Source organism: Murdochiella massiliensis (assembly GCF_900059565.1).
Lineage (GTDB): Bacteria > Bacillota > Clostridia > Tissierellales > Peptoniphilaceae > Murdochiella > Murdochiella massiliensis.
Map to the genome: position 1 here is coordinate 835,795 of NZ_FIZW01000002.1, position 26,974 is coordinate 862,768.

Consider the following 26,974-nt stretch of genomic DNA (forward strand, 5'->3'; position numbering starts at 1 on the left):
GCCAGGGTTCGACAGAGCGTGCTTGACCCTGGCTGGCTTGCGTTGTTTTCCGCAGCCAGGGTTCGACAGAGCGTGCTTGACCCTGGCTGGCTTGCGTTGTTTTCCGCAGCCAGGGTTCCGCGGACGTGAAGAGACCCTGGCTATAACAAGGCGTTTTCTCCAGCCAGGGTTCGACAGAGCGTGCTTGACCCTGGCTGGCACGCATTGTTTTCCGCAGCCAGGGTTCCACAGACGTGAAGAGACCCTGGCTACAATACGCCTTTGTCACCAGCCAGGGTTTAGCCAAAAAAAACGACCCTGGCTGCGGCACTTCAATCCGCTCAGCCAGGGTCGCGCATAATTTATTATGCTAAAACCGCGCCGCCAACGGCGATTCCAATCGGCGCACCTTCTTCAAACCGCGCCGCCAACGACGATTCAAGCGGCGCTCCGCTTCTTCAAGCCGCGCCGCCAACATCATTCCAAGCGGCGCTCCTTCTTCAAACCGCGCCGCCAACGTCATTCCAAGCGGCGCTCCTTCTTCAAACCGCGCCGCCAACATCATTCCAAGCGGCGCTCCGCATAAAGCCACGCCACAACGCCAACAGGCCACAATTCAAGCAACGAAGCAGCATTCCCGGCAGTGCTCGCGCCTTCAGCTGCGCCTCCGCAGCCGCGGTTTTGAGCCAGCTATTCAGCCGTGACACTTCGTCCGCGGCCGCGGTTTCGAGCTGGCGCCTCGCAAGCTCATCGCAAGTCCCAGCAGGAAGGCGCCTGCCAAGGTAAAGAAGAAGGTGCCGGGGCCTGCCGTGGAGGGCAGGACAAACACATAATTCTCGATGGCTAAGGGTGCATAGCCCGTAGCATACATCGGCGTCCAGACACCGTCAATCTGCGTTTCCTCAAAGAGATATGGGCTTTGGACGTTGCCCTGGGCATCCACCACGGCGAGCGTCCGCCCCGTCGTCGAAGACAGATCTGCCGGCACAGTGTAGCGAAGCGTAATGGTACCGGCCATTTTCTGATAACCTGCCGGAGCCGTCACTTCCGTCAAAGCATAGTCGCCGGCCGGCCAATCGGCCGGAATGGTGATTTTGAGGCCTCTTGTTCCTGTGTTGGAAATGTTCTCGTAGTCCTGAGAAAGATCAAACGTCACCGTCCTGCTTTTATTCGCGTCGTCCGTCTTTTCCAGCTTCATGTCTAACGTACCCGAGGTCAGCCGATGCAGCGTTTCTCCCTGCACCCCGCCAAGTTTATCAAGATAGAACTCAACCGGCGGACGGTCTTTTGACACGTTATAAATAGCGACGCCCGAGGTGCCTTCGACAAGAACACCGCTCGCGTTTAACGCCTGGACATTTTCCACCTTGCCCGTCGTTTCGGAAACCGTAAAGGTGGCAACGGGATTCGTCGGCTCCTCATAGCCGGCCGGAACCGTCGTTTCATTAAGACGGTAATTGCCCGGATCCAGCTTCTCAAAATGGAGCTTCGCGCGTTCGACACCGTTCTCCGTGACCTGCGTCGTCGTTATATCCACGTAACCGGCAACATCCGCCCATGTGCCCGGCGTTTCGGTCTCCTTCCGGAGCGTAAACGTGGCACCGGCCAACGCCTTGCCGCTTCCGTTCACCTTGTAAAAATCCACCTCGTTGGGTACATTGGTGACCGAAATCAGCGTATGTTTCTGGTTCACAATCGTCACGTAGTGTGTGGGTTTGGTTGTGCCGTCCGGCTGTGTCACCTCTTGCGAATCATACAGATACGACACATCAAAGCCCGGAAGAGGCACTTCCTTCACGCGATAGACGATTTCCGTCGCCTGGCCGTTCACCACCTGACTGGTGGGCAAATCCGTAAAGTCTCCCGTCCAACGTCCATCCGCATCTAACCTGAGCGTGGTCGGCTTTCCGGCTCCGATCAAAGCCTTCATCTCCGCATCCGTCAGCGGCGTCTCGCTCCCGTCCACATTCACACGGAAGGCCAGAAGTTTGGCCGTCACCGGCACCTTATCCGCATCCGTCGTCCCGCTTCCCCACTGCTTGGTCACCCGGATGTCCATCTTCACCACGACCGGATCCATCTGCGCGCCAATATAGAAGGTCTGCTTCAGCGTGGCGTCATTCTTGACCAGGTTCATTTTCGTGTGGAAAATCGGATCATGGTACTCCGTTGCCTGATAATTAATGGGCATTCCATTATTGTCGTAATAAGGCAGAGCCCGGGCAAAGCGCAACGACTCATAGGGACTCTTCAGCTTTTGCCCAAGACCAATCTTGGTCTCCGGATCATCCGAATAAGCCGTATCGGAATAGATAAGAACCTGAGACGCCTTCCTCTTCGCCGGATCCAAGGGCGAAGTCGGCCCCGTCGGCGGCGTTGCTCCCGTCTCCGGGAAAGTCTGAAAGCTCGCGTTATCGGCATCGGAATTACCGTACCAATATTTCTTCACCGTCGTTTCCCAGCCCGGAATCCGAAGCTGAGGAATAGGAATGGCGGACGTCGTGCTTTCCACCGTACCATCCGGCTTCGTCGTGTTCACTTGAAGACCGCTGGTCTTGGCCTGATTGATGTTCTCAAAAACATTGAGCTTAGCGCCGGATGCCTGCGAATTCGCCTTTATATAGTAGGAGAATTCCAGCGGCTTGTCGGAGGTCATCGTGAAATTCGACTTCGTTAATGACCCCGTCGCCGCATGGTAGCTCACCCCGGCTGTTGTCATCGAGGTGTCGCCGGATGGCGCCGTACGCCAAAGCACATTGTCCGCCAGCTGAATTTGCAGATTGAGTTTTGCATTACTCGACGCGCCGTTGGTGATCTCCTGCGCAATGGCAGGCATCGCCACATTATAGGCACTTTCCATCGCCGCCGCATCAACCTGGTTCCAGTACTGATCCTTATCCAGCCAATATCTCGACGCATTTTGTAGAATATGAACCTGACTCGGATCCGGAAGCCCATTGGCCAGATATTCCGAAGGTCGGAAGAAATATTCATCATAAGCCGAAGGATCCAATTCCACCAACCAACTGACCCGAGCGATATTTTGAATTTTCGCAAATGTTCGTCTGGCATCTTCTGTCGTGCCCTGATCCCAAAACGGCAAAAGAGGCGCAGTACCTTTATTTATACCAAAGGTCGGCACGCCCTGTAAGTGAAAGAAAGCCTTCTTCTGCGCCGTGGAAGAATTGAGGGTGTTATAGGCCTGCTGCATGGCCTCTTTTAGACCGGCACGTCCCCAGCCTCCGGTAAATTCCCATTTCGGTGGCGCAACATTGGGATTATAGACACCGCTTGCCTTGAGCGCATGATTCATGTTGATTGCATCCGCAATAGGCAGGCTCGTATACGGGTTGGTTGTCCAATATTGAACGGTACTTGTCGCTCCACCGGCACCCAACAGGGTTACCTTGGCATTGGGATAGCTTTGCCGAATCGTCTTGAGAAGGCTGGTGATACGGCCTTCCTGGGTCACTTGATTAGAAGAATTCCGAACCCCTCGAAAATAATAATTCAGCCAGTCTTCCACCGTCGGGTAATCTTGGAGCGTACCACTGGTCATGCCTGCCCATTGAAAACGGTCCGTCTTTCTTCCGGTCAGCTGGCTAAAGGCGGCACAGTTATCCATCAACACCACCAGCTCCAACGTCTCCGGCATCTTCTCCACTTTTACATTCACCTTGTACTGACCCGGCGTCGTACCGTCGGGTTCCATGGTCTGGGTGATCTTGTAGTCGGCACTACCATCCCCGTCGACGTCCATTTCCTCCACGTTGGCGGGCCATTTCGTCCCGTTAACCTCTACCGGATTGTAGTACTGGTATTTCCCCTCACCGGCAGAGCGCAAAGGAACGCCCTCCGAGCGCAAGGGAGCATCGGCAGAATACAGCATACCGTCGGCAAAAGACGTTTCCTCTTCCTGCGCATCGGACGAGAGAAGCGTCTGCGTCTTTTGCAGGCGCTGCATGGTATGATCCAGTAGCGGCGCGAGGTAGGTGTCTTTTGTGGACGTGGGGACGAGCTCTCTTCCGAAAGAGACGGAAGCAGACCCGAAGGCGGCAGACCGTGCAAGCGACGGCGAAGCGTCCTCGGTGACCGTGGTTACCACCCGTTCGATCTCCGGATGCGCCTCATCGACGACCTCTTTCTTCACTTCCACTGTCCAGGTGGTATCACGCAAAACATAACCCGGCGACGGCTTGGTTTCTTTCAGTTGATATTTTCCTATGGCAAGACCGGAGAAGGTCAGATTTCCCTCCGCATCGGTCGTCTTGGTGATCGGACTCTTAGTATCATCGACAATCCATGAACCGGGATGCTCAGGATCTTCTTTCAACGGCGTCAGGGTAAATTCCGTGTCCTTCAACGGCTTGCGATCCGCTTCGTTCTCCGCATTGTCCGTCTTGTGGACGGAGAAGCGACCTTCCAGACGGCCATTTACGATTTTGCCATCCGCAGGATCCGGACTTTTAATTTCGCCTTTCTCGTTCACGGTAAAAGTGGCCAAAGGCTTATCCTTTCCCGTGTCATCCTTGGGAATCTCATAGCCTTCCGGCGCTTTGGTTTCATAGAGCTTATAAGAACCCGGCGCCAGGCCCGAAGCGGACAAGCGCCCATCCCGATTGGAAACCAGCTTGTCGATCACCGTTTGCTCAGAACCGTCCTGTCCGGAGCCATTCTGAACACGTACCAAACGAAATTCCGCCCCTTCCAGGGGCAGGCCGGATTCATTCACCTTGGTCCACTCAATGCTGTTTTTGGGGTTGGAGACCGTGACCTCAGCGTCAAAGCCTATGCCGGTCGCCGTCCCTTCATGCTCATAAAATTTCATGTACGTCTGTGCGGCAGCCCAGTCATAGTCATAGTAAGAATAATTGTAGTATTGGCTCCAATAGCCATTGAAATAGCCGTAGAGCTTCGCCACCATGCCCAAATCCTCCGTCGAGGAAGGATCATACCCGGTGGTCACCTTGACGATATACGCCTGACTTCCCGTATCGAGCCGATCACCAAAGTCGATAGTGACCTTGTTGGCATTGCCGTCAATAACCGGCGAAAGGCCGTTCACTTCCGTCAAGTTGGCCGGAACGACACCCCAGGACGGCACCATGGTATCCGTGCTGCCGCTTCCGCCGTCGTAAACCTTCACATCGGTCAGGGCATTAATCAGCACAGATCCCTTGCCGGAAATTTCCAATTTTCCCTTTTTAAGCTTGTTGGTAAGCGGGTTGACGTAAATATAAGTGGTCGCCGTCTTTTTATCCGGGTTGTAGATCGAATACATGGTTCCGATATTGGAGCCACCCGTCTGTTGCGGATAGTAATAAGGACGGTAAAGCACTTGAAAAGACGACGTAGACGGCGTCGTTTGACCAAGGCCATACGAAAGGGTGACCGTGGAAGGCGATTTCACTTCCTGCGGCACCTTCACCTTGTCAATGAAAAGCACCGTATGGAGCTTGATCTGATTGGCTGTAAAGGTCTTGACCAGATTCGTAAACGTATAGGTGATCGTTCTCGTGGTCGGATCAAATTTGCCTTCGGCGAGCTTTCCTCCATCGGCAAAAATGTCCAATCCCTGCTCTTTGGATTGCACCAGACCATAGGTATCTACGTTATCGGAAAGCTGGATGGTAAAGAAATCGCCGGGCGCAAGGTGTGTCGTTGCAGGCACCTGAATCACCGCATCCACAGACAAGGATTCCGCCTGATTGGGATAGATGGTATTGACACCATTTTCTACATGAGGCGGATTCCAGGTAACCGAATCGAGCGTGAGACCCTTGGTCACATCTGTTCCGCCCACGATGGGCGTATCCGCATCCTTCCCCAGCATGACATGGATAACCTGTTTGCTGACCACATAACCGTCCGGAGCCGAAAGTTCCGTCAATAGATATTCCCCATAGGCTAAATTTGTGAACGTAGTTTTTCCATCGGCTCCCGTCGGACCGGACGTCCTCGTGCCAGCGGCAGCGCTATCCACAGGGCCTTGCAGCTGAAAGGTGACGCCGGAAAGGGGATCGCCTTTCTCATCCGTCTTGTTGACCGTTAATTTCGCCTCTCCCTTGGGAAGATCCGCAAGCAATGGAAAAACAAGATTTTGGCTGCTTGCCGGGATAAACGTCACCGTTTTATTTCCTGCGCCGTCATCCGTCACGGTAAACGTGGCATAGGTTTTCGTGGAATCCATGACATAGGTCGCTTTGGCGGTATCGCTTGAAGATTGAGGCGTAACTTTTACGGTGTACGTACCGGCGGCCAAAGTCTTTTTTGGATCAAAAACCTCCGAATTGGCTGTGTAAACCAAGGCACCGTTACTATCGGAAAGCAGGTTCGCCTGAATATTGGGCTCCCCTTCTTTATACAGCAGAAAGGCGATGCCCGGCGCCGGGTTTCCTTTTGTGTCCTTGGCGGTCATCGTAGTACCGGCAGGGGCGGGCGGCTGTGCCTTGCTTTGCAAGGTGATGGCAAACGAACCGGAATCCAGGATCGCCATACCATTTTGAATATAGAATTTTGTGAGAACGGCACTCGAATCTAACGTATAGTTTGCCGCATCGCCCTCAGTAGCACTGACCGTGATTTGGTGAAAATAGTTCTCATAAAAACCGGCCGCTTCTACTGATTTTCGTTCGTACTGATTGGTAGCAGAGTTAAAAATATACAGCGATCCGCTTACCGCCTTTGCACGGTAGTTTATGCCGTCGTAGGTTCTGGTGATAGTAAAATAAATATTATCGACCGCCCTCCCGTACTGGTCCTTCACCGTGATGTATGTTCCTGCGGCCTGTTGCGTAAGGTTTGGGGCACTGAGCTCATTTGGCGCGCTATTTTGTTTTACCCCCCCCTCTTCCAAAATTTGCGTCCGGGTCAGTCCTTCTCCAAAGAGAGCCTCCCCGTCATTTGCCTTTTCCTCATCCGTCACGCCGCTTGGTTCACCGTCGTTCATTTTTCCGTTATTCAATAACGAAAACAACGACGCCTCGTCGGCATCGTTAGCATCGGCAAAAGAAGTTCCCGAGTTACTCGGCAACGCAAAAGCAAGAACCATGAAAAAAGCGAGCAACATGGCCAAAAGTTTCGTGATACGTTTCTTTCTATGTTGTACGTTCATCGTACCCCCCCCTATGAATCTCGAGTGAATACAACATTGATCAATGGTCAGAAACGACCCTGCCCGGTCAAAAGGAAGATCGGACAGGGTCCGCAATAGCGATATTATTCGTTGTCCTTCTTGTTTTTCCGGCGAAGCAGCAAAAGCAACGCCACGAATGCGAGCAGGCCGGTAGCAATCCAAAGGCCTAAACGAATCTTATCGCCGGTACCCGGTGTGGGCGTCTTCGGCGGAGTAGGCGGCGTCGGGGGCGTCGGCGTCGACGACGTTGGCGGAGTTTCCGGTGGCGTCGAAGAAGACTCCCGTGGCGTCGACGAAGACTCCGACGAAGTGGAAGACGATTCCGGCGGCGTCGAAGAGGATTCCGGCGGTGTCGGCGGCTTGTTCGGCGAATACTTGGGGTTCGCCTCAACATCATAGACCCATGTGCCGGTGTTGTTCGTTTTCAGATACTCGGGGACAAAATAGAGCACCGGAGACATGGAGGCAAACTGCAAAGCCGTGCCCGATTTTCCTTCTTGCGTGACAAGGTACACGCCGTGCACCAGATGGTCAAAAGAAACCTTTCCCTGCGCATCCGACGTGTCCGTGCGAACCGCCTTATGGTTCGCGTCAATTTCCGGTTTAACGTTGGGATTTGCCTCGTTTTCCAGCGACTTTAACGCATCGGGATGCGCCTTAATATAGGCCGCGATGTCCCGAGCAGCCCGGCGAAGATCCCCGGACGTCATCTTGGTAAAGTCGTAATGCAAACTCGTCAGTCCCGAGCGAAGCGTATAGTGGGGGCCATCGGCTTCCATCGAAAGATCCGCAATGCGAACCAGACGAAGCTTCGCCCCGTCGAGAGGAATCGACGTTTGGCCCTTATCCTTGGTGTAGGTCAAATTCAAGGTAAGCGAACCCCATTTTGTCTCGTTGTAGGAGCGTACCATGGGATTGTCTCGCCGTGCCCGCGCGTCCATGGGAAAGAGGGTCGCCAGACAGATGAGGAAGGCGCCTGCAAAAGCGAGGAGCCGAGCCCACACATTGGGCCGATGTCTTTGTTTACGATGTTTATACATGGTTTACTCCTTTATTCCTTATTGCGTTCCGCGACTTGACGCTCATTCTGTTCCTGCTGTTCCTTCGGCTCATTTTTCTCATTTCGCGCATTCTGTTCTTTCCTCTCCTTCTGCTTCTTTCGTCGGTTTCGTAGGAGAAGCCCGAAAAGAAAGAAGAGAAAGACGATAACGCCAATTAAGGTGATCTTCCAGTTCGCAATGACCGTGTCCAAAACGGCCACATCTTTTTCCACGACCGGTGTAGCCTCGTCGGGGATATAGGTGGTTCGCTCGCCGGTCACGAGCAAACGGTGACTGTTCACGCCATAGGGCGTACAGGTAAGCAGCGTACAAAGGTCGCGATCCGGTTGAATCGCCAAGAGTTCCGACTGATGGGGTAATACCGTTTGTATATCTACCACGCGGTAGGCGAAGACCGCATCCATAATGTGCAGATAGAAGAGATCGCCCTTAGCCATCTGGTCGAGATCCGTGAAGAGAATCGCCGAAGGCAATCCGCGATGCGCCGAGAGGACTGAATGGGTGGATTTTCCGCCAATCGGAAGGGACGTTCCTTCCAGATGTCCCGCTCCGCGCTGCAGCGATTCCTCGCCCACCCCATGAAAGATGGGCAACTTCACCTGGATTTTCGGTATTTCAATCGTCCCCATGATATTATCCCCAGAAGGATTGAGCAACTGATCATAGGGAGCGGTCAGTACATATTCTTCTTCGTCCTTGAAGGCATCCACGATGGTGTTCGTCGTATGCTTTTCATTATACTCGTGCGCCTTCGTCCAAATGGCCTCGGTCTTATCCGGCGTAAGATCGTGCACCGCCTTCGAATAGACGTCAACTAACTTGCTGTTTCGGTAACGGTTCCATAGATCCGAGGCCGGAGGATACAGGAGAAAGCCCAGCCCTCCCAGAATCATGAGGATGCACAGGAGAATCCAGAAGCGTCGATGCGATGCTCTTCTCATGAACGCCCGGCCTCCTTTTTCTTTTTCTTCTTTCGCCAGAGCAGATAGGGGGTAAGCCCGACCGTGATTCCGATGGCGGCCGCCAACAAATGAATGCTCAGGCGCGTGGTATCCACACGAAGATCTTTGGCACCTTCATAAGCCTTCTCGGCCTCCTCCGGCGTATAGTCCACGCGATGTCCCCGCACCAGAAGACGCTGGGTGTTGACGCCGTATGGCGTACAGGTAAAGAGCGTGCACAAATCCTTGTCCCGGTCGATGGCTAACGACGCGGTTTCCGTCGGTTCCACCTCGATCATCTGATCCACCTCATACGCTAAAAACTGGTTCAGCACACGAATGAAGAACAGATCGCCCTTTTTCAGCAGGTTGAGGTCGGTAAAGAGCTTTGCCGAGGGCAATCCGCGGTGCGCCGAGAGAACGGCGTGCGTTCCCTTTCCTCCGACGGGTAAGGAAGAGCCTGCCAGATGCCCCACGTTTTGTTGAAGCACCTGATCCGTCGTGTAGTGGAAAACAGGGATTTTGACGTTAATGGCCGGAATCTCCACTTCTCCCATCATCCCGTCGCCGGTCACGTTAAGAAGCGAATCATAGAGGGGGTCATCATGCTTTTCCCGAAGCGCGAACACATCCGGCACGCTTTCCCCCGTCAGCTTCTCATTATACTTTCGCGCTTTTTCCAACTCTTCGGCAAAATGATCATCGGGAATGGCTTTAACCACTTCCTGGTATGTCGTGGACAATTGTTCCGCACGCCACTGGTTAAAGCGATTACTGATGGTCGGATACAGCAGAACCAAAATTCCGGCAAGCAAAAGGACGACCGCGAGGATCCTGAGTTTTCGATCCTTTTTCCCGGTTGACCCTTTGTCGGGTTCCTCATTCGTTTTGGTCCTATCTTCCCCGGATTCCGGGTTCTTTTTCTGTTCCATATCCGCTCTTTCTGCCGATGGATCCGAAGATCCCACAAGAAATAAGAGGGGTCGCCCCGGAGCCCTCCGGGGCGACGCTCTTACTATTCATCTAACAATCGATTGATCCTTATTCCGCCTATTGTGCAGCCTGGGCGCTCTTCTTGCGAAGGACCGTAACCATCACCGCTGCGCCGGCCAAGAGAGCAACGCCGATGCCGGTGAAGAGGTAGGTACCCATACCACCGGTGGAGGGCAGTCCGGGGATCTTGGTGTTCTCGATCAACGTCGGGGCATCCGTCTCAGTAACTACGCCATCCTGCTTCGCATCAGGATTGTTCGTGGTATCCGGAGCTTGCTCCTCATTCTGCGCCTTAAAGGTCGTGGTTGCCTGATCATCAATGGTGATGGAATAAGATTTCAGCGTTCCGTTCGTATTGTAATCCGCTTTAATCTCTACCTTATAGACCTTATTATTCAGGCTATATCCGTTGGGCGCTTTGGTTTCTTTGAGATAATAGATGCCTTCATCCAGCTTCTGGAAATTCATACGACCGTCGTCCGTAGTCGTGACCGTCTGATATTTCAAAACTTCATCCGCTTGAAGTTCGTTCAACGTCTTTCCTTCGACAATCTTCTTGCCTGTCGGGTCACCAGAGTAAAGCGTAAATTCAGCCCCCTGCAACCCACTATCTTTGGTATACCACTTAGTCTCTCCATCAATTTTGCCATGTTTGGTGAGCTCATGGGAAGTTTCAGACCCTTTACCATTCAGCAAACCATCGATATCAAAGGTATAGTGGTAGGTGATGTCTTCATGTGTGGATGTATCGCCAGTCTTCGGATCATGTGTGTATTCCACTTTAACCGTATTCTTGTTTGCTGCAAAGTTCACCGTAGCCTGATCGTTCAACGTAGCGCTATAGGTCACTTCTACGTCTTTGGTGGCTCCGTTCAGGCCCTTTAAGTAAGCATCCTTAAACTCAATCGTGATGATTTGGCCTGCAACGGTAACCGTAGCTTGATCCGCCGTAACTTTAGTCCCAGCAACAGTAACGTTGATGTCATCCACTGCCGGAGGAGTTAAACCGGGATCCAAGGTATCGGTAATGGTGAACTTAAGATTTTTATCCGTCGTCGGATAAGAAGGAATGGTGGTGTTAATCTTGAAGGACGGCTTCTCATTGAGACCTAAGCCATTGCCATGATCAGAATCGTTGGTAGACTGATCCTCCGGTGAAGGATCTTCGGTGGTCTTGGTAATCTTTACTTCGCTCTTCTTCAGGTAAAGAACAGCATCCTCACCAAGTTTGAATTCGGCCGGTACACTAATGGTACCGCCTTTTGCCGATTCCGTACCATCTGTAGCCTTATCATAGCTAATTCCGACCAGCATAGGATTGTATACCTTGCCTTCTTTGGAAGTAACCAAAATCATGTAAAGACCGGCGCCTTGTGGAGCCGACTCATAATCTTTACCAGCTGCAGCCTGCGTGAGGGGAATTGCTGTTCCCAAATCAGCAACCGGCTTTTTGATCAATTCGGACCATTCTGCCGTGGTCGGCACTGCCGGGTCAGCAAATGCTCCTGCTCCAACGTTCTGGTATTTGTCGAAGTCACCGTTGGCTAAAAAAGTTGCCTCCGTAAGCTTATAGGCGTTTACGGTTGCACCGTCTTCAACGCCCTGCACGATGATTTTCGACGTTGGTTCGGCGGCAATGGAATTTGCCGGCATTAGCGTCACAACCAGCATGAACGCCAGTAAGACAGCTGCCCATTTTTTCAACTGTTTCATCATAATTCCTCTTTTCTTTTCAGGTTCTTGGCCGTTTCCGGCCGGCTACGGGTGGACGGGCGGGGCGTTTGCCCCAAGGATCTATCGACAAGGAGATCATTCCAACTGTCTCCGCAAAAAAGGGAGACGCTTTCGGGGCCGACCGGACGGGCCTTTGGTCTGTCGGAACAGGCTGAAGGCCAGACCCAGGAGGAAGGCGCCTGCCAGGGTGAAGAGGAAGGTGCCCGGACCTGCGGTGGTCGGCAGGGTGTAGTACAGGTGGTTTTCCACCTGCAGCTTGACTCGATCGACCATCTTATCGGTGTAGAGGTCAATCGGCTTCTGACTTAAAAGACCCCGGTCAAGATACGCGATTTCCGTACCCTGATCGTTTGTCACTTTCGTGAGCCGAACGGTGCGGTTCGTCCGGTCAATCGTAATGTGGTAGCGGTTGGTCGTTTTGATATAGCCGTTTGGCGATGTAACCTCGCTTAACAGGTACTCGCCATTCAGATTATCCGGAATCTCCACCAGGTAAGGACCGCCATTCGCTAAATCCAAGGTGATGAACTCGAAGGCCTCCGGAACTGCAGGCGTATTATTATCGACCGCTTCCAGGCGGAAGACGACTTTACCGGTACCGATGGGCTTTTGCTTCTCGTCGATCTTTAACAGTTCGATAGACATGGGGGGTCGGTTATGGATGATGTTCTCGCCGACCGGATCACGTCCTTCGATTTTCAGATTAACGATTTTGCCGGTGTCTTTATCCACCTCAAACGTCGCTACTTCTTTGCTCGGCTTGACGTAGCCTTCCGGCGCTGTCGTCTCCCACACTTGGTAGAAGCCCGGCGACAAGCTGTTCCACGAGAACTTACCGTCTTTTCCGGAGGTCTTTGGCCCGCTGGTGGTTCCTGTCAATGCCTTATAGGTTCCATCCGCCGTATCCAACTTACGTAGCTCAAAGACTGCGCCTTCCAACGTATTTTCACTCTCCCCGAACTTCGTAAACTCTACACGGTTGGGGATGTTGGGGAACTGCAGAACCGGTTCGTTCACCTTCGTCTTGTTGTTCCATACCGTGAGGGCTTTCGCTCCGCCTTCAATGAGACCGTCGGCTCCCTGACTGTCGCCCCCCTGTTTGGTAATCGTAACCTGGCCATCCTCTGCCACGTGAATATCCCAAACCACGTAAGGCGGTGTATAGCCCTTTGGCGTGAGGACTTCTTCCAGGAAGTAGTCGCCCGGTTTCAGATGGCTGAATGTCAGCTTTCCTGTCGCATCGGTCACGACGTAGTCCTGATAGCCCCGGTTGTTGGTGAGCTTAAAGCCCGCTCCGGCAAGGAGGTTCGCCGTGTACTTATCTTCGTTCGGTCCACCGGTTAACCCGCGTTTGGTCAAAACAATCTCGATCAGATCCTGACCGGTTCCGGTACCTTTGTCCTCGTAGCGATGGAGGTAATTCCAATAGCTGGAACGATTTTCATAAGGTCCATAAGTGTAGTACCCATTCGTGAAGTAGTTCTGGCTTACCAGCGTTGCTTCCGTACGCAGATCCACTTCATTCTTGGCCTTGAACGGAGCGGTGACCTTTACAATATAGCCATAGCGTCCTTGCGGATAGTCATGTTCAACATCCAGAGGAATGGTGATCTTGCCGTTTTTAGCGGTATACGCTTTATCCGCCTCGCCAAGCAAATGCTGTAGATCCATAGACGCCGTTCCATAACTCGGCGGCATATTCTGCGTATTATAGTTGCCATCTGTCGTATAGGCGTCCGTCTTGTAGACCGAAACTTTTACCGGTTTCTCCGGATCATCAAGTACCACATCGGAAGCTTCCCCATAGGGTCCTTTGGCTTTCAGCTCCAAATTGTAAAGGTTCGGATACCCTTCTTCTCCTCTCAAACTGTAATTGTAACCGAAGACATAATAGTATATCTCGATTTCATGGTTCTCGCGGTTTTCATAGAACCGACCGCCCAGATAATCGCGCAACTCCTGATTGCGTCCACCCAGTTGATAGGCATATCCGGGGTTCATGGGCGTACTGCCGAAATACGGATTGTAATTGACGTAAATGTTCACGGGCTCTTGCGCCTTATTGCCGATGATATTGGTAAAGCGCAAGCCTTGTGAAGTACGCACCTGATCCGGATCGACATGAACCGGTACGATTTGGTGAATCTCAATGTTGCTTCGGTTGGTCACATAATCCGTAAACGTATAGGTCACCTGGGATACCGGCTTGCCATTCACATCAAGGGTCTTCGTTTCCGTAGTCGCCACCACTTGTCCATTTTCGTTGAGAATATCCTCCAGGCTCGTCTTGTCCAGTTGCAGACCATGCCAGTTCAGGTTCTTATCCAGCGTAATGGTGAAGGTATCCCCTTTAATCACATCTTCCGGAAGCTCGATGGTGTATTCCATGGAAAGCCGCTGATCGGACAGAGGACGAACAATCCCCGCCTCGTGCGATGGCGTCAAGCGGTAGTCTTTCACCACGATTTCATCATCCAGCGATTTCGGCTCGATGCGCTTCTGTGGCAGATCCGGATTCTCACCCGGATTCTGTTCCTGCTCGACTTCGATCGGATACTTCTCCGGATCATACCCGTCTTCCGGAACGATGACGGTATTGCCGATTTCGTTGACGACGACCACATATTTCGTCGGATTCGCGAGATAGCCGCCCGGCGGCGTCTGTTCAACCAAGTCGTAAACGCCCGGTTGCAGGTGATCCAGAATCAGTTGTCCATTCTTGTCCGTCTTGAAACAGCCGGAATCGACATCCCAATACGGATTATTGTATTGTTTCGCGTACGCTGCCGCATCAAACGCGTCAGGCTTCTTCGCGCTGGCATGCTTCGTGAACTTGAAGAAGGTGTTGCTTAATTTTGCACGGTTTTCGCCATCGATCTTATGGAATTTATCCAGGGTGAACTTCCCTTCAAAATCCTTCTTCTTATTCGGGACCGTCAGCTCGTTCAATGTGCCGGGGTCAGGGGCTTCCGTCCAAAGCGCAACCAACGTGATATTCTCGTTCACCTTCTGATCGAACGCATACGGCTCACCGTTTAATGTCCAACCGGCAAACGCCCATCCGGCTTTCTGTGGATCGTTCGGTTTCGTTGCTTGCTCTCCATGGTTCAGAACCTGGTTGGGAACCGCGCTTCCGCCCTGTGTATCAAACGAGACAACGACCTGATCCTCTGTAATCTTCTTCCACGTTGCCTTGTAGGTTGCATTTGCCGTGACCGGCTTGGTAGCGTCAAAGAATGTATCGTCATTAATGTTCTTCCAGCCGAGGAAGGTATATCCCTCTTGGGCGTTAACGCCGGGCGCAGTGATGCGGGTTCCGTGCTCGATGTCTTTGACGGTCTTGACGAGTTCATCTTTCTCATCCAGGAATTGTACCTCGTACTTTTTGGCAACCCAACGGCCGTAGAAACTCTCATCCGTTGAAAAGCTTTCATGTTCAAAGTCCACATCCTCATACTGCCCAGAGTAATAATTATAGGTCTGCCAGCCGGTGAAGGTATACCCCTCCATAGATTCCGGGACGGGCTTCGGAAGTTGATTCGTAGGAAGTCCATCTCCGCGCTGTACGACTTTCACCTGTACGGTGTCTAACTGTCTTTGGAAATTCCGATTCAGCATATAGAAGCTGAGTCGCACTCCGTCTGTTTTCTCCCAGATGGGATAAATCTGTCTGTTGCGGGTGATGGGCTGATTTTCATCAAACGGATTGCCGTAGTAGTCCTCCCATCCCTTAAAGACATAACCTGTACGCTGACCCGGATCCGGCATACCTCCTTTATCTTTTATGGTTTTTCCATGCTCAACTTCTATAGAGGACTTGTAGTCTCCATTATGGTCATAGAAGTTTACCCAGTGCGTAATGATCCCCCACTCCGGATAGAGGCTTACGTCTGCGGTGATGGGACTATTCTCGTCATAAGAAGTACCCACGCTTTGCCAACCGACAAACTGTTTACCTTGGTTTTTATAGCTGTCAATGATGCTCTGGCTTATCACTTCTTTCCCCGGAATCTTGCCCAGATAGTCACCATCCGCCACCTTTTTCGTGTATACCAGTCGGCCTCCCTCTTCCTCATAGAAGGAAACCGTGAATTCCGTTTTTTGCCATTGAGCGACCAACGTGTGGTCTTGGGTGACACTGGTGAAAGCGGGGTCACTGAGCTGAACAGCCGAGCCGTCTTCCTTCCACCCTGTAAGCTTATTACCGGTTTTGGTTACGTTCGGCGGAGTGATACTTCTTCCAAAACGAACCGTTTCTTCGCTTGAAGCCGGCGTTCCACCGTTTCCGTCGTAGATGATCCGATAGCGGTCATAGTGATAGACCTGGCTGGTGGCTTGGGCTTGGCTCCGGTCTTGTCCCTTACTCTGAGTAATTACATCCCCGTCATAGGAAGCACCCAAAGTGATAGGCGTCATCTCTCCATTATCGTACGTTCCTTCAATTTCAATGAAATGTTGAACCCAGCGTTTCCCTTCAATGAGCTTTATACGCGTATTCTCAGTTATCGGGAAACTACTGATGGGGTACGTTCTGGTGATTCCGGATTTCGGGTTCCCATTGTTTTGATACGGATTAAAGGAAAAGTCGACGGATTCTCTAAAAGAATCAGGCATATTGAAAACTGTGACATTGGTCAAGGTTACGCCTTGACTCAAAGTCAACGCCAAATATCTTTCGAGAACAGCACCAGCTTTATTTGTTGCATGCATGGAGGCGTAGTTCTTGCCGTCCACAAAAGCGATCGCCTTGAATGTTCCTTCTCCGGTCTCCTTATTGATGTCGCTAATCGAGGTGATTTTTACACCTAAGCGAACATCATCCTTCGGATTAGCCGCTATGAAGTCACCTTGGGTAGGTTGGTTCGCATTATCCACGGCGTAGAAGTCTGGTGCTCCACCAACAGACTGGAGCAATAAGCTGTTAAATGGGTTTCCAGAAACTGTGGGATCCAAGTCGAGATTCCTCGGCAAAGACGCAAGCAGTGGCAGGGCAACGGGCGCGAGTAAGGATGTTTCCTCACTTGGCGTCATCGTCTGCGGTGCCGTCAGGACAGCCTGCACCGGCGCTTGCACGGGCGCTTGGGCCGGATGTACCGCCGGGCTTTTCTGTGGCGGAGTATCCGGTATCTCTTTCCTGCCGGTCACCTTTCCATTGGCGTCAACCGTGATTTCCCAATACACTGTCGACTTTTGATAGCCTTCCGGAGCCTCCATTTCGCGCAAGTGGTACTTGCCCGGTTCCAGTTCGTCAAAGATAAACTGGTTAGCGGCAATACGGGCCGGTTTTTTACTCGGCTGAAGTTCATTGCCGGCATCATCCAACTTAAAGAGCTCGAAAACTGCGCCTTCAAGAGGTGCGCCTTTTTCGTCCACCTTATTGATGAAGAATTCCGTACGTGCATTGGTAATGCCCAAAACGCTCGGAATGGTCTGCTCCTTGATGGTCAAATCTTGAGCAGGCAAGATGCGCTTTCTAAAGTCCTTGACCAGCTGGTCATATTCAGCCGAGTGCGGGAACTCCGGGTTTGCCTGATGATCGTCAAACTTGCGCGCCGTCTGAATCCAGTCCTTCACAATCAACGGACGGATGGTTGCGCCGGAAACACCGTCAAGGGTCTCACCCAGCCAACCGCGGTTCGGATCGGTCCATGCCTTTTGAATCGGCTGACCGTATTCATTAATCGGCATCATCTGCCCTTTTGGCTCGGTGGCAGGTTGCGGACTGTACGGCACCCAACCTTTACGGTACCACATTCCTTTAATGGTGGGATGTTCGCCGTAGGATTGCTCGGCAATCACATCGTCGTATTTATCCCGCTTATAGTTTTTCGGAAGGGTATCCGCCGGTAAATCCGCACCATTCTCATCTTTTGGGTGGATAATCAGCGGCTTACGCCCATCCGTCTGATACACGAAGACTTTGAATCCGCGCTCTTTTGCGACCTTATCGATGGCTTCCTGTGCCACGCCGTCGGCATCGTTCGTATACGGGCCACCGTAGGGATAGAGCATCTGGTTATAGGCAACCGAAGCCGCATCGGCCTGCGCCTTGGCTTTTTCCGCATCGGTAGCCGTCGCTTCGGTCTTACCATCCGGCAAATACGCACGCCAGTCTCTCGGCTTGGCCTGCAGCGATTCGAGGGTAGCGACCGGACGAATTTGGACAATCCACAGATAATTCGGCAGAGCAAAGCCCGGCGCTGTTTTCGTTTCTTCGAGATAGAAGTTGTAGTTCGTGGGCAGGTTGTCGAAGGTAATGATACCGTTCTCGTCCGTAATTTCCTCGGCGCCGGTCGTTACCTGCGTCGTATGCTCGGTCTCAACAATCTCAAAGTTCTTGCCCAATGCCGCCCACAGCTTAAATTTTGCGCCTGCCAAGGGATCGCCGGGCGTTCCGTCTTCTTTTTCCGTAGTCTTCTGCACGGAGAAATACGTGGAGCCACGATAGTTCTTGACCAGATATGCGCCCGAATCCGGGTCTTTGGAAGCATCGACCATGATGTCGGCATCGTCACCCTGTTGCCCTTTACGGAAACCGGTAATGATGGTTCCATCATCCGAAGGTTTAAAACCGGGGATGCCATGCGTACTGCCTTCGCCGTGTCCTTCGGTTGCCGAGATAAAGAAATTCAGCTTGCTGGTGAACTTCTCATCATGGATTTCCAGCTTACCTTTAACTTCAATGAGATAGAAAGCATCGCTGGGCAAATTATCGATGGTAATCTTTGACAGGTTCGCGGGGGCATCCACCTCTTTCACCAACTCGATATCGTAATTTTTCGTGTCCAGAGGCTTGTTAAAGTCCATTGGATCCGGTTTCCTCGGGCCAGTGACCTTCCAAATCTTATATGAGCCGTTGACAATCGGGTTGTCCGCCGCGGCGGAGAACACCGAGAAATTGGCTTCGGTCATACGTTCTTCATTGCGGTTCACGTAAATGCGCTGGGTATAGAGCATCTTACGGTTGCCCTGGTTGTGGTCGGTTGCCTCGACCTGGGTAATCGCGGTTTCTACAGAAACATTGTTCAGAAGCGTCTTCTGGATACCGAGGATATAGTCGCCATCCTTATTCGTTCTATCTTTGAAGGACTTGACGTTGATCGGTTTTCCGTTGGCATCGATAGTAAAGGTCGCCACCGCCTGCACCGGCAGCTCATAGCCCAAAACCGGCTTCTTTTCGTAGACCCCGTAATCTCCCGGCGGTAGGTTCTTAAAGCCGAACTCACCGTTCGGTCCGGAAATGATCTTCTCGTAGCCTTCCACGGTGTACGAGTTTCCGCCAACTTCACGACGAAGCTCAAACTCGGTACCCGCCAGAGGAACTTCACTGATGATGGGTTTGTCGTCCGGTCCGAAAATGAGGTTGCCATTGTCGTCCTTCTTCTGTCCGCTCTCGCCCACCTTCTTGAACTCTAATTTGTTGGTGGTATTGATGACGGTCAGAACGGGAAGCTCGGTTTCTTCAATCTGAATCAAGTCCTCGTCCGGACGATAACTGGTTACGGTTTCTTCGCGGATGACGGTGATAGGGTTGTCTGGATCCGGCTCACTGGAGGTAGAATCCACCTCGTATACAATTTCCTTGCCGTCCCATTGCAACGGCAAACCTTCATACACGGTTTCGTAGACACCCACAACCTGCTGACCGTCGGCGTTGGTCTTCTGCGCCAATGTACGGGTAGCAGGCTGGTTATAGCCTAAGGTCACCAAATCTACCTTTTGTCCATCCACCTTGGCAAGCAAGGTCACGTCAAGCGATTCGCCCGGTTCCGGCACACGGTTGTTATAGACCTTGCGAACCGTAAGGTTCAGTTTTTTGCGTTCATAAAGAACACGCAGAATCGGATAGTCTGATTTGTCGATGGTCGGTCCTTGGTAGTTGCCGTTCGGAGCCGGATCCGCGGTCAGGGTAACGGCATTCTGTCCTTGCGTATTGCCGTCGGCATCGAAGGTCAAAATCGTCTTTGACGCAGACTCATTATTCTTTAAAGAGAACTTTTCGCTTTCTTCCGCTCTATTCGTCGTGACGTTTACGTCAACCGGATTCGGATAGCCCTCCAAACCGCGCACGTCAATCTGCAGATTCTGTCCGGGGTCGCTAACATACGCCGCCTTGATGCCGGCGTCTTTTTTCGAACCGGGTTTTTGCCATTCTACTGCACCCGTCGCATATACCGGATAAGAAATCGCACGCTTATAATCCCCCTTCAAGGTAACCGAATAATCGACCAGCAAATGCTGCCCGGATCCAAGCGTAATTTTTTCGCTTTGCAACGTCGTAAGACCCGACACCGGATCAGTGGTCGCGTTGATCGTGACGTCTTTGATGTGCTCGCCTCGATCGTTGACAATTTCCGCTTTCTGCGATCCTTCTACCAAACGGATGTATTCCGCCAGAGGGATGACCAAACTCTCGTTACTTACCGTATTATCCCCGGTAAATTGGTTGTATATTCTTTTAATTCTGCTCTCGAATTGCGCCGCCGACTCGCCGGAAACCAGATTCGTATCCAGTTTGTCCCTCATTTCCTTACGATCTGCTGGCGGCAGAGGGTTGGAATCGTCGTTTAAGTACCTTAACAACTTCCCTCGATTGTCCGGATCAGTCACCAGGTTGATGTAGCGGGAAACCGCATGGGACTCGATCATCGTCTTAAGATTGTCCGTATAATACTTGTCTGTCACGGCAAAATCGCGACCGCTGGAGAGGAAGGTAACGAACTTCACCGTACCGTCATTAAGGTGACGATAGAGGATATCGTTCGCCGTAAAGAGCGCGCGATCCATCCAGGCGCCGTTCGGCGTACTGCCGACCGGAACATTGGTGAGCAGATCCGGCGCATTGCCGATTCGCCAGTAGGTGTACTGTGTGGACGGTTCATCATAACCGCCATAAATCACGTTGATAATGCCCTGATAACCCCGTTGTGCCAGATAATCGCTGTAATCGCGAATGTGATTATTGAAGGTCGTAAGATCTTGCTGCGATTCCGGCACTAAGAGGAAGTACAGATCCAATTCCTTCTGGATGGTCTTACCGGTCGATTCGTGATGAACGGTAAACATCTTGTTGCCCAAACCGTCATCGGTAAATTCCGTCTTTGCCGTAATCTTATAGCGGTTCAGTTGCGGCGCACGAGCGCGTACCGCAGCCAACCCCATACGAGGACCCATCTCCAGCAAGTCGCCCATCGCTTCGGCATCTGCTGAACGTGCATAGGGCGCCTTTTGCGGCGGAAGCTGTGATTTTTGGGTAATCGTCGTCTTGCCGTTTGCGTCCACCGTGATTGTCCAGGTGAATCCAGAAACAACATATCCGGCAGGCGCTTCGACTTCTTCTAAGGTATACGTGCCTTGCGGCAGATTGTTGACGTTAATCGTACCGTCTTTTCCAGACGGCTGGATCATGACTTCTTCTTGCGTGTCAATGTTGCGCAACACAAAATACGCACCTGCCAAAGGTTTCTTATTTTCGTCCTTTTTGATGATGCGGAATCGTCCATTGCTCGTGTACGCCTGGTTTTTGACTTTCAGCGACGAGACTTCCGACCGGTCGCGAATGGCAGGAATCGGGAAATCATCGGTTCGGTCTCCATTTTGGATGGTGGTGCGCTTATTGGTGTCAACAAAATTGCCGTCACGGTATTCCTCTTTCAGGCGCACGGAATAATAGAGGGAAACCGACTCGCCCTTGCCGAGCGTCAGTCCCTTCATGGTAAATTGACGGGCAGTCTGGTCGTATTCCAGCTTAACGTCTTTCAGTAATCCTTCCTTCGGAGCGATGCCATCCTTATAGATGGAGCCGTCGGAAGCGACAAGAACATAGTCCTTCTCGTTGAAAACGCCGTCCTCACCGACGTAAAGATCCACGCCTTCGCCCATCGGGTCGGTGACGGTCGCCTTGTTAATCGTCGGCGTTGTCGAGTTCTGCTGGCTCAAGTAGAACTGTTTGGAGACTTCATCATAAATCTTATTTACCGCATTGTCCGCACTATTGACATCGCTAATACCGGAGTAGTCGTCCGGCGTAGATGCCATCATGGGGAAGAAATACTTTTCCTGTCCATTAAACCAGCCGGAATTGTTGAGCGTTACGAGGTTGTAGCCGACCGTCGTAATCCGCACGCCGTCATCCGTCAGATCGCGAACAGTCGAAATGGTCGCATAGACGTTGTCCAGAATCGTTTCGTTGTCCGCCTGATAAGAGGAATAGGCCAACTGATCGGTATAGTTTATGGACGTGCCGAATTGATAGTACAAACCGTCGCCACGGAGGGTATCGTAACGGAATCCGGAGGCTCTGCCGTTATAGGTATCATAGCTGTGCACCGGTGCATGATCGTTTGGAATGTTGGGATTCGGTTTATAGATCGGTTCCCATGCCGTTCCAGGCGTTCCATCCGGTTCATCCGGTCGTTTTCCGTTCGGTTTTGATCCGGTCGCACTGAAGGAAAGTGTCGGACCACCGTCGGTGATTAAAATGATGTGCTTGTTCTTTGCATCGCCTTTATCGAGAATTTCCTTGGCACGCAAAAGGGCGCGTTGGGTAAACGTACCGCCGTCAAATCGATTGGTATTGAATTTCGGATCGGAAGCGAGTTGTCCGGGAGTCGTCAGCTCGACACTGGAGCGAACCGCCGGATCTCTCTCGTACGTATCGTTGGATTCATACGAATTCCAATAGTTATAATCGCTAAAGTTATCATCACGCGGCTGTAGTTTCTTCCCAATATCCGCCGCAATACCGGCGTACTCTACATACCCCATGCGCACGTTGCTGAAGTTGGAGAACGCCGAAACAATATTGCGCACCTGGCTGCGCACCTGATCTTCGTTACGCGATTTTCTAATGGAAGCGGAGTGGTCCACAACTAAGACGATATCCGTGGTTTCGCCGCCTGCAAAAGACGAACGACCACGTCCCTCGACCGTTAGCTCCACTTGATATTCATTGAGATTCTTGTCCACGGTATTGAGGATGCGCTTGGAAATATCCCCAACCTGGTTTTTCTCCTCAGCTTTTTCCGCCGGCGTAAGATTATCTTGCGTATAGATGGTCTTTTTGAACGGAATGGGATTGCGCGCTTTCTCATTCTCGATAGTTCTTGCGCTCGATCCTTCGCCGTCCTTGACAAATTCCTCATTCGCCTGCAGCTGTTCCGGGAATGCACCCTGGGCGGCATTCTTTATCTTGCCGTTGCCGACCAGAATGGTCTTACCATCGTCAAAGACCTGTACCTGCCATGTTGCCGTAGAAGGCTCATAGCGGTCGGGCGCTAAGGTTTCTTTTAAGGTATACGTACCGGAGGGAATATCTTTGAACGTCAACTTACCCTGCGCATCGGTTTTCAGGGAACGCGGGGTCAATTCTTTCCCGTTGTCCATCGTGCCCGACAGCGTAAACTGCGCGCCTTCGAGCGGTTTTTTGTTCTCATCGGTTTTTTCGAGCGTAAATTCTCCGCCGATTTTGCTGTGATCAATCTTGGTATTTAAAACGTTCTTTCCGAGAATCGTCTCGTCCATACGATAGCCGTCAATGGATCCGCCTTCCGCCATCTGTACTTCTTTTACGGTATAGGTGATTTCTTTGCCCGCCTGATCAAAACGCGGCAAATTCGTAAAGCTGTATTTCCAATCCGTCGCTTCGGAAACCGTCGCTCTGTAGCGGGTTTCTTTTCCATTTTCCAAAAGCACCACATGCACCGTCGCCGGACGCTTGAGAATATCCTTGCTGTCGTTGTACCAGACTTTGTTACCGGTTACCGTAACCGTTCCACCGGGACCTTCCGGCGTCGAAATTTCGTGTACGTCAATATTGACTACGCCATTCACAATCCTATAGGTGGCGTAGTATTCCGGATGGTCTTTCAGTTCAATGCGATAGGAAATCTGTTCGTGGTTATCATCGTATTTACGCAGATTGCTGAACCGATAGAACTCTCCTATCTTCTGCGGCATCTCTTCCGTTTCCTCGCCGTTTTTTCTGAGAATGAGCTTGGCCTCCGAATCCGGCTCGAGACGCCCCCAATTGATTACCGCATCCATGTTATACGTAACCGACCCGATATCCTTCAACGGATTCGGAATCAGATATACATCTTCAACGGTGTCGTGCGGAATGGGTGCAACGACGATGGGGGTCATGTCGTTCGGAATCAAGTGATCGCGATCGGTCGTCAGCTGCTGAATGGTATACTGTCCGGGACGAAGCATAAAAGAAATCTTGCCTTGCCCATCGGTACGGAGAATGCCGATTTCCTTAATGACTTCTCCGCGTTCGTCCAAAACTTGGAAAGCCGAGCCAACGATGGACACCTGCTGGTCGCCCGTCTCATGGTTGAACACCACCACTTCCGCGCGGTTCGAGGTGCTCTTGGACAGATAGATCGGCAGCGTTTCCTTGTACTTTACGCCATCACCTTCGACAATCGGCTGTCCTTCGGCATCGACAAATTTAATATCGGTTTTGATTCGCCCGTTTTCCACGGTCGGTTTGCTGTTCGGGGCAAAAGAATACGTGTAAGGCGCGTTCACGATGACGACTTCATAGATATACTGGGGCAGCAAATCGTTGAAGACAAATTTTCCCTCGTCATTCGTATACGCCGTGCGGTTCATGGACGAAACACGGTTACCTTTTACGCCGTGGTTGTTCTCGTAAGCGCGAAGCTCCAGTTCCACACCAGCGATGAATTTATCATGGTCTTCTTCATCCGCAACGGTGCCTTCGATAAAGTAGAGCTTGGTACCATAGTTCTTCGCATTGTCGATACGAACATACTTCGTCGTCTCAATCGCGGAGAAATGAAAAGCAATCTTGGTCTGATTCGGGAAATAACCTTCCGGAGCGGAAACCTGAACGACTTCGTAGTTGCCCACGTTGGCATTTTCAAGCACGGCCTGACCGTTTTCACCGGTCGTTAATTCCCTGATCATGTCCGGACCGGTAACACGTACCACTGCGCCCGGAATCTTCACGCCCTTGTTGTCGCGGTCAACCACTTCAATAATAATGGGACGGTTCGCCGCAAACGGATTGACCGGTGCTCCCATGGGTTGCAGCAGATTGGTAATGTTCCCCTCTTCCACCGTCTTGCGCAGCGTTGCATTGGCTTCAAGCGTTTTTCCCAGCGGAAGGAGCTCGGCGGTCTTTGCAGCGGCCTGTTCCGCTTCTTTTGCCGCCGCTTCGTCGATGAGCCAAGGGGCTTTTTCTGCACTTTCTTGGGCCGTTGTACCGGAGGATGCGGCTCTCTCCTCGCCTTCTTCGGCGGAAGAGAGCGCCGCGTTTTCGGACGTTTTTGTCTCGTTGTTATTTTTGGTCGCTTCGGAAGCGGCATTCTTTTCATCCGCTTTCACGATTTCGCTAATCAGGGTGATGGCAAACTGGCCGGGTTCAATCGAAAGCGTGGCCGCTTTTCGGGCGTCCTGCAATGCTTCACCGGTCAATCCTTTTTCTTCGACTTCCGTTAACTGTTTTTCATATTCAACAAGCGAACGCTGATCCACGGCCATGAAATCGTAGAACCCATTTTGGGACAACACGAAATCATAGACCAGGATCTGCGCTTGCTCTTTTTGTTTGGCATCAGATGCGTTAAAGTTCGGCGCCTGATAGGCGGCTTCTTTTTTATCCTGATTCGGCGCGACAAAGAGAACGCGCTTTTCTTGTTCCTTTTGTTGATTCTCTTTTTCTTGTTGCAGATTTTCTTTATTCTGTTTCTGCGAGAACACATGCGTGACGGGTGCCGTGTTTTCATCCGTCGCGGTGAGTTCCGCTTTTCCATTCACCTGAATGCGTTTCGTGATTTTCTGTTCGCCAAAGACGGAAATCATGTCCAGCGTATAGACACGTTCTTCCAGCGTATTGGCCACATCATCAAGCGCTTTTTGGTCGACGACCTTCGCCGTCTTGGCAGCGTTAATCTTCGCTACCATCGCTTCGTCGCGATGAATGGGTGTCGTAATGGTCGTTAAGAAGAAGCCGTCTTGGTTGGCTTCTTTGGTTTCAATATCATACAGGAAAAGGGGAGCTCGGTCGGTCTGACGAGCGCGCGCGGCTTCGCGTGCCTTCATGGCCGCTTCTTCGCCGGGAGCATAGGTGGGGTTTGTGATCACCGGTTGATCCAGGTTGTCGCCATTGGCAACCACGAACGCCTGATGAACAGTTTTCTCTTTGGGAGCATAATAGGTCAAAATCCATGAAATGGATTCGGGGAGGCCGTCCGTGTCACGGTTCACTATGTAATTGACACGGGCTAAACTCTTGGTTCCATTCAAATTCACGTCTTGAACGGGAAGAGCCTTTCCGCCGGCCAGCGGATTCTTTTCCATTTCGCGGCGAACGGCTTCCAAGGTTTCCTCCGCCTGTTCTTCCGGATTCTTTGCTTGGGATTCCTGCTGGGTCGTTGCCGATTCCGGCTGGTTTTTTGCGGAGGAAGGCAGGGATTCTTGGCCTTCTTCGTTTTGCTCTCCGCTCATGGAAGATGTGGAAGAGATGTCGGAGCCGGTGACGATGGTTTGCGATTCCGATCCTGAAAATTCAGGTTGCCCCGCTTCCTCTTCCGGAGTCGCTGTCGGTGACAGGCGTTCGGTCAGGGTTGGCAGGGCTTCGGCGCTTTCCTCGGCGAAAAGCCGAATCTGTGCGTCATCCCATTCATCCGGTCGTCTGGCCTGACTGACAGTACCGAACCCACCCACCGGAACACCGGTGAGGAGCAGTAGTATGGCGAGCAATAATGATAGAACTCTCTCTCCCTTTTTCATGATAATCCCCTTTGACCTGTACATTTTGCACCTTGTTAACACATTTGCCGACGTTTTGGCTAACCGGCTTTTGGCTTGTGCGTGATTTTTAACGTGTTCGTTTGTTTTACGACGCGCGTCTTACTGCGCTAACCGGAAAAACAAACAATCTCTGGATTAGATGTATATAAAAATTATAGTCGATGAAAAGTCTCGTATTTCCTAATTTTTATTTTATTTTGACAGAAAATGAAAACCGCTGCAATTGTGTGGGAAAATTGAGGTTTTTTATCGGTTTTCTCCGTCAAAAATCGCGCAAATTATTGACGTTCTCTAAATAATTTTACAATTTACAAAAATGTGAGAATGGCTTATCATAAGGCATAGAG

7 protein-coding genes are annotated in these 26,974 nt (G+C 51.6%); all 7 read right to left on the bottom strand.

The genetic code is table 11. The features are described from left to right. Nucleotides 1-349 precede the first annotated feature (349 nt). The 7 genes from BN3910_RS05520 to BN3910_RS05550 all read right to left on the bottom strand — a co-directional run bounded on the left by BN3910_RS05520 (nucleotide 350) and on the right by BN3910_RS05550 (nucleotide 26,606). On the bottom strand, nucleotides 350-571 hold the full coding sequence (locus BN3910_RS05520) for a hypothetical protein (protein ID WP_148417335.1): 222 nt from the start codon (nucleotides 569-571) through the stop codon (nucleotides 350-352). Between the two features lie 102 nt (nucleotides 572-673). Continuing rightward, entirely contained in the window at nucleotides 674-7,093 is a 6,420-nt protein-coding gene (locus tag BN3910_RS05525; RefSeq protein ID WP_066925115.1) for a SpaA isopeptide-forming pilin-related protein, read from the bottom strand. A 104-nt stretch (nucleotides 7,094-7,197) separates the two neighbouring features. Further along, on the bottom strand, nucleotides 7,198-8,154 hold the full coding sequence (locus tag BN3910_RS05530) for an isopeptide-forming domain-containing protein (protein ID WP_066925119.1): 957 nt from the start codon (nucleotides 8,152-8,154) through the stop codon (nucleotides 7,198-7,200). An 11-nt stretch (nucleotides 8,155-8,165) separates the two neighbouring features. Next, a complete protein-coding gene (locus BN3910_RS05535) occupies nucleotides 8,166-9,116 on the bottom strand; it encodes a class C sortase (protein ID WP_066925122.1) in 951 nt (316 codons plus the stop codon). Further along, entirely contained in the window at nucleotides 9,113-10,048 is a 936-nt protein-coding gene (locus BN3910_RS05540; RefSeq protein WP_082790322.1) for a class C sortase, read from the bottom strand. Before BN3910_RS05540 ends, BN3910_RS05535 begins: the two co-directional genes overlap by 4 nt. A 118-nt stretch (nucleotides 10,049-10,166) precedes the next feature. Beyond that, nucleotides 10,167-11,825, bottom strand: a complete 1,659-nt coding sequence (locus BN3910_RS05545; protein ID WP_066925125.1) for an isopeptide-forming domain-containing fimbrial protein — start codon at nucleotides 11,823-11,825, stop codon at nucleotides 10,167-10,169. Nucleotides 11,826-11,918: 93 nt separating this feature from the next. After that, a complete protein-coding gene (locus tag BN3910_RS05550; RefSeq protein ID WP_066925128.1) occupies nucleotides 11,919-26,606 on the bottom strand; it encodes a SpaA isopeptide-forming pilin-related protein in 14,688 nt (4,895 codons plus the stop codon). Between the last annotated feature and the right edge of the window lie 368 nt (nucleotides 26,607-26,974).

Coding starts and splice junctions, on each gene's coding strand:
- BN3910_RS05525 (WP_066925115.1), bottom strand. CDS start 7,093: ATGAACGTACAACATAGAAAGAAACGTATCACGAAACTTTTGGCCATG.
- BN3910_RS05530 (WP_066925119.1), bottom strand. CDS start 8,154: ATGTATAAACATCGTAAACAAAGACATCGGCCCAATGTGTGGGCTCGG.
- BN3910_RS05535 (WP_066925122.1), bottom strand. CDS start 9,116: ATGAGAAGAGCATCGCATCGACGCTTCTGGATTCTCCTGTGCATCCTC.
- BN3910_RS05550 (WP_066925128.1), bottom strand. CDS start 26,606: ATGAAAAAGGGAGAGAGAGTTCTATCATTATTGCTCGCCATACTACTG.
- BN3910_RS05540 (WP_082790322.1), bottom strand. CDS start 10,048: ATGGAACAGAAAAAGAACCCGGAATCCGGGGAAGATAGGACCAAAACG.
- BN3910_RS05545 (WP_066925125.1), bottom strand. CDS start 11,825: ATGATGAAACAGTTGAAAAAATGGGCAGCTGTCTTACTGGCGTTCATG.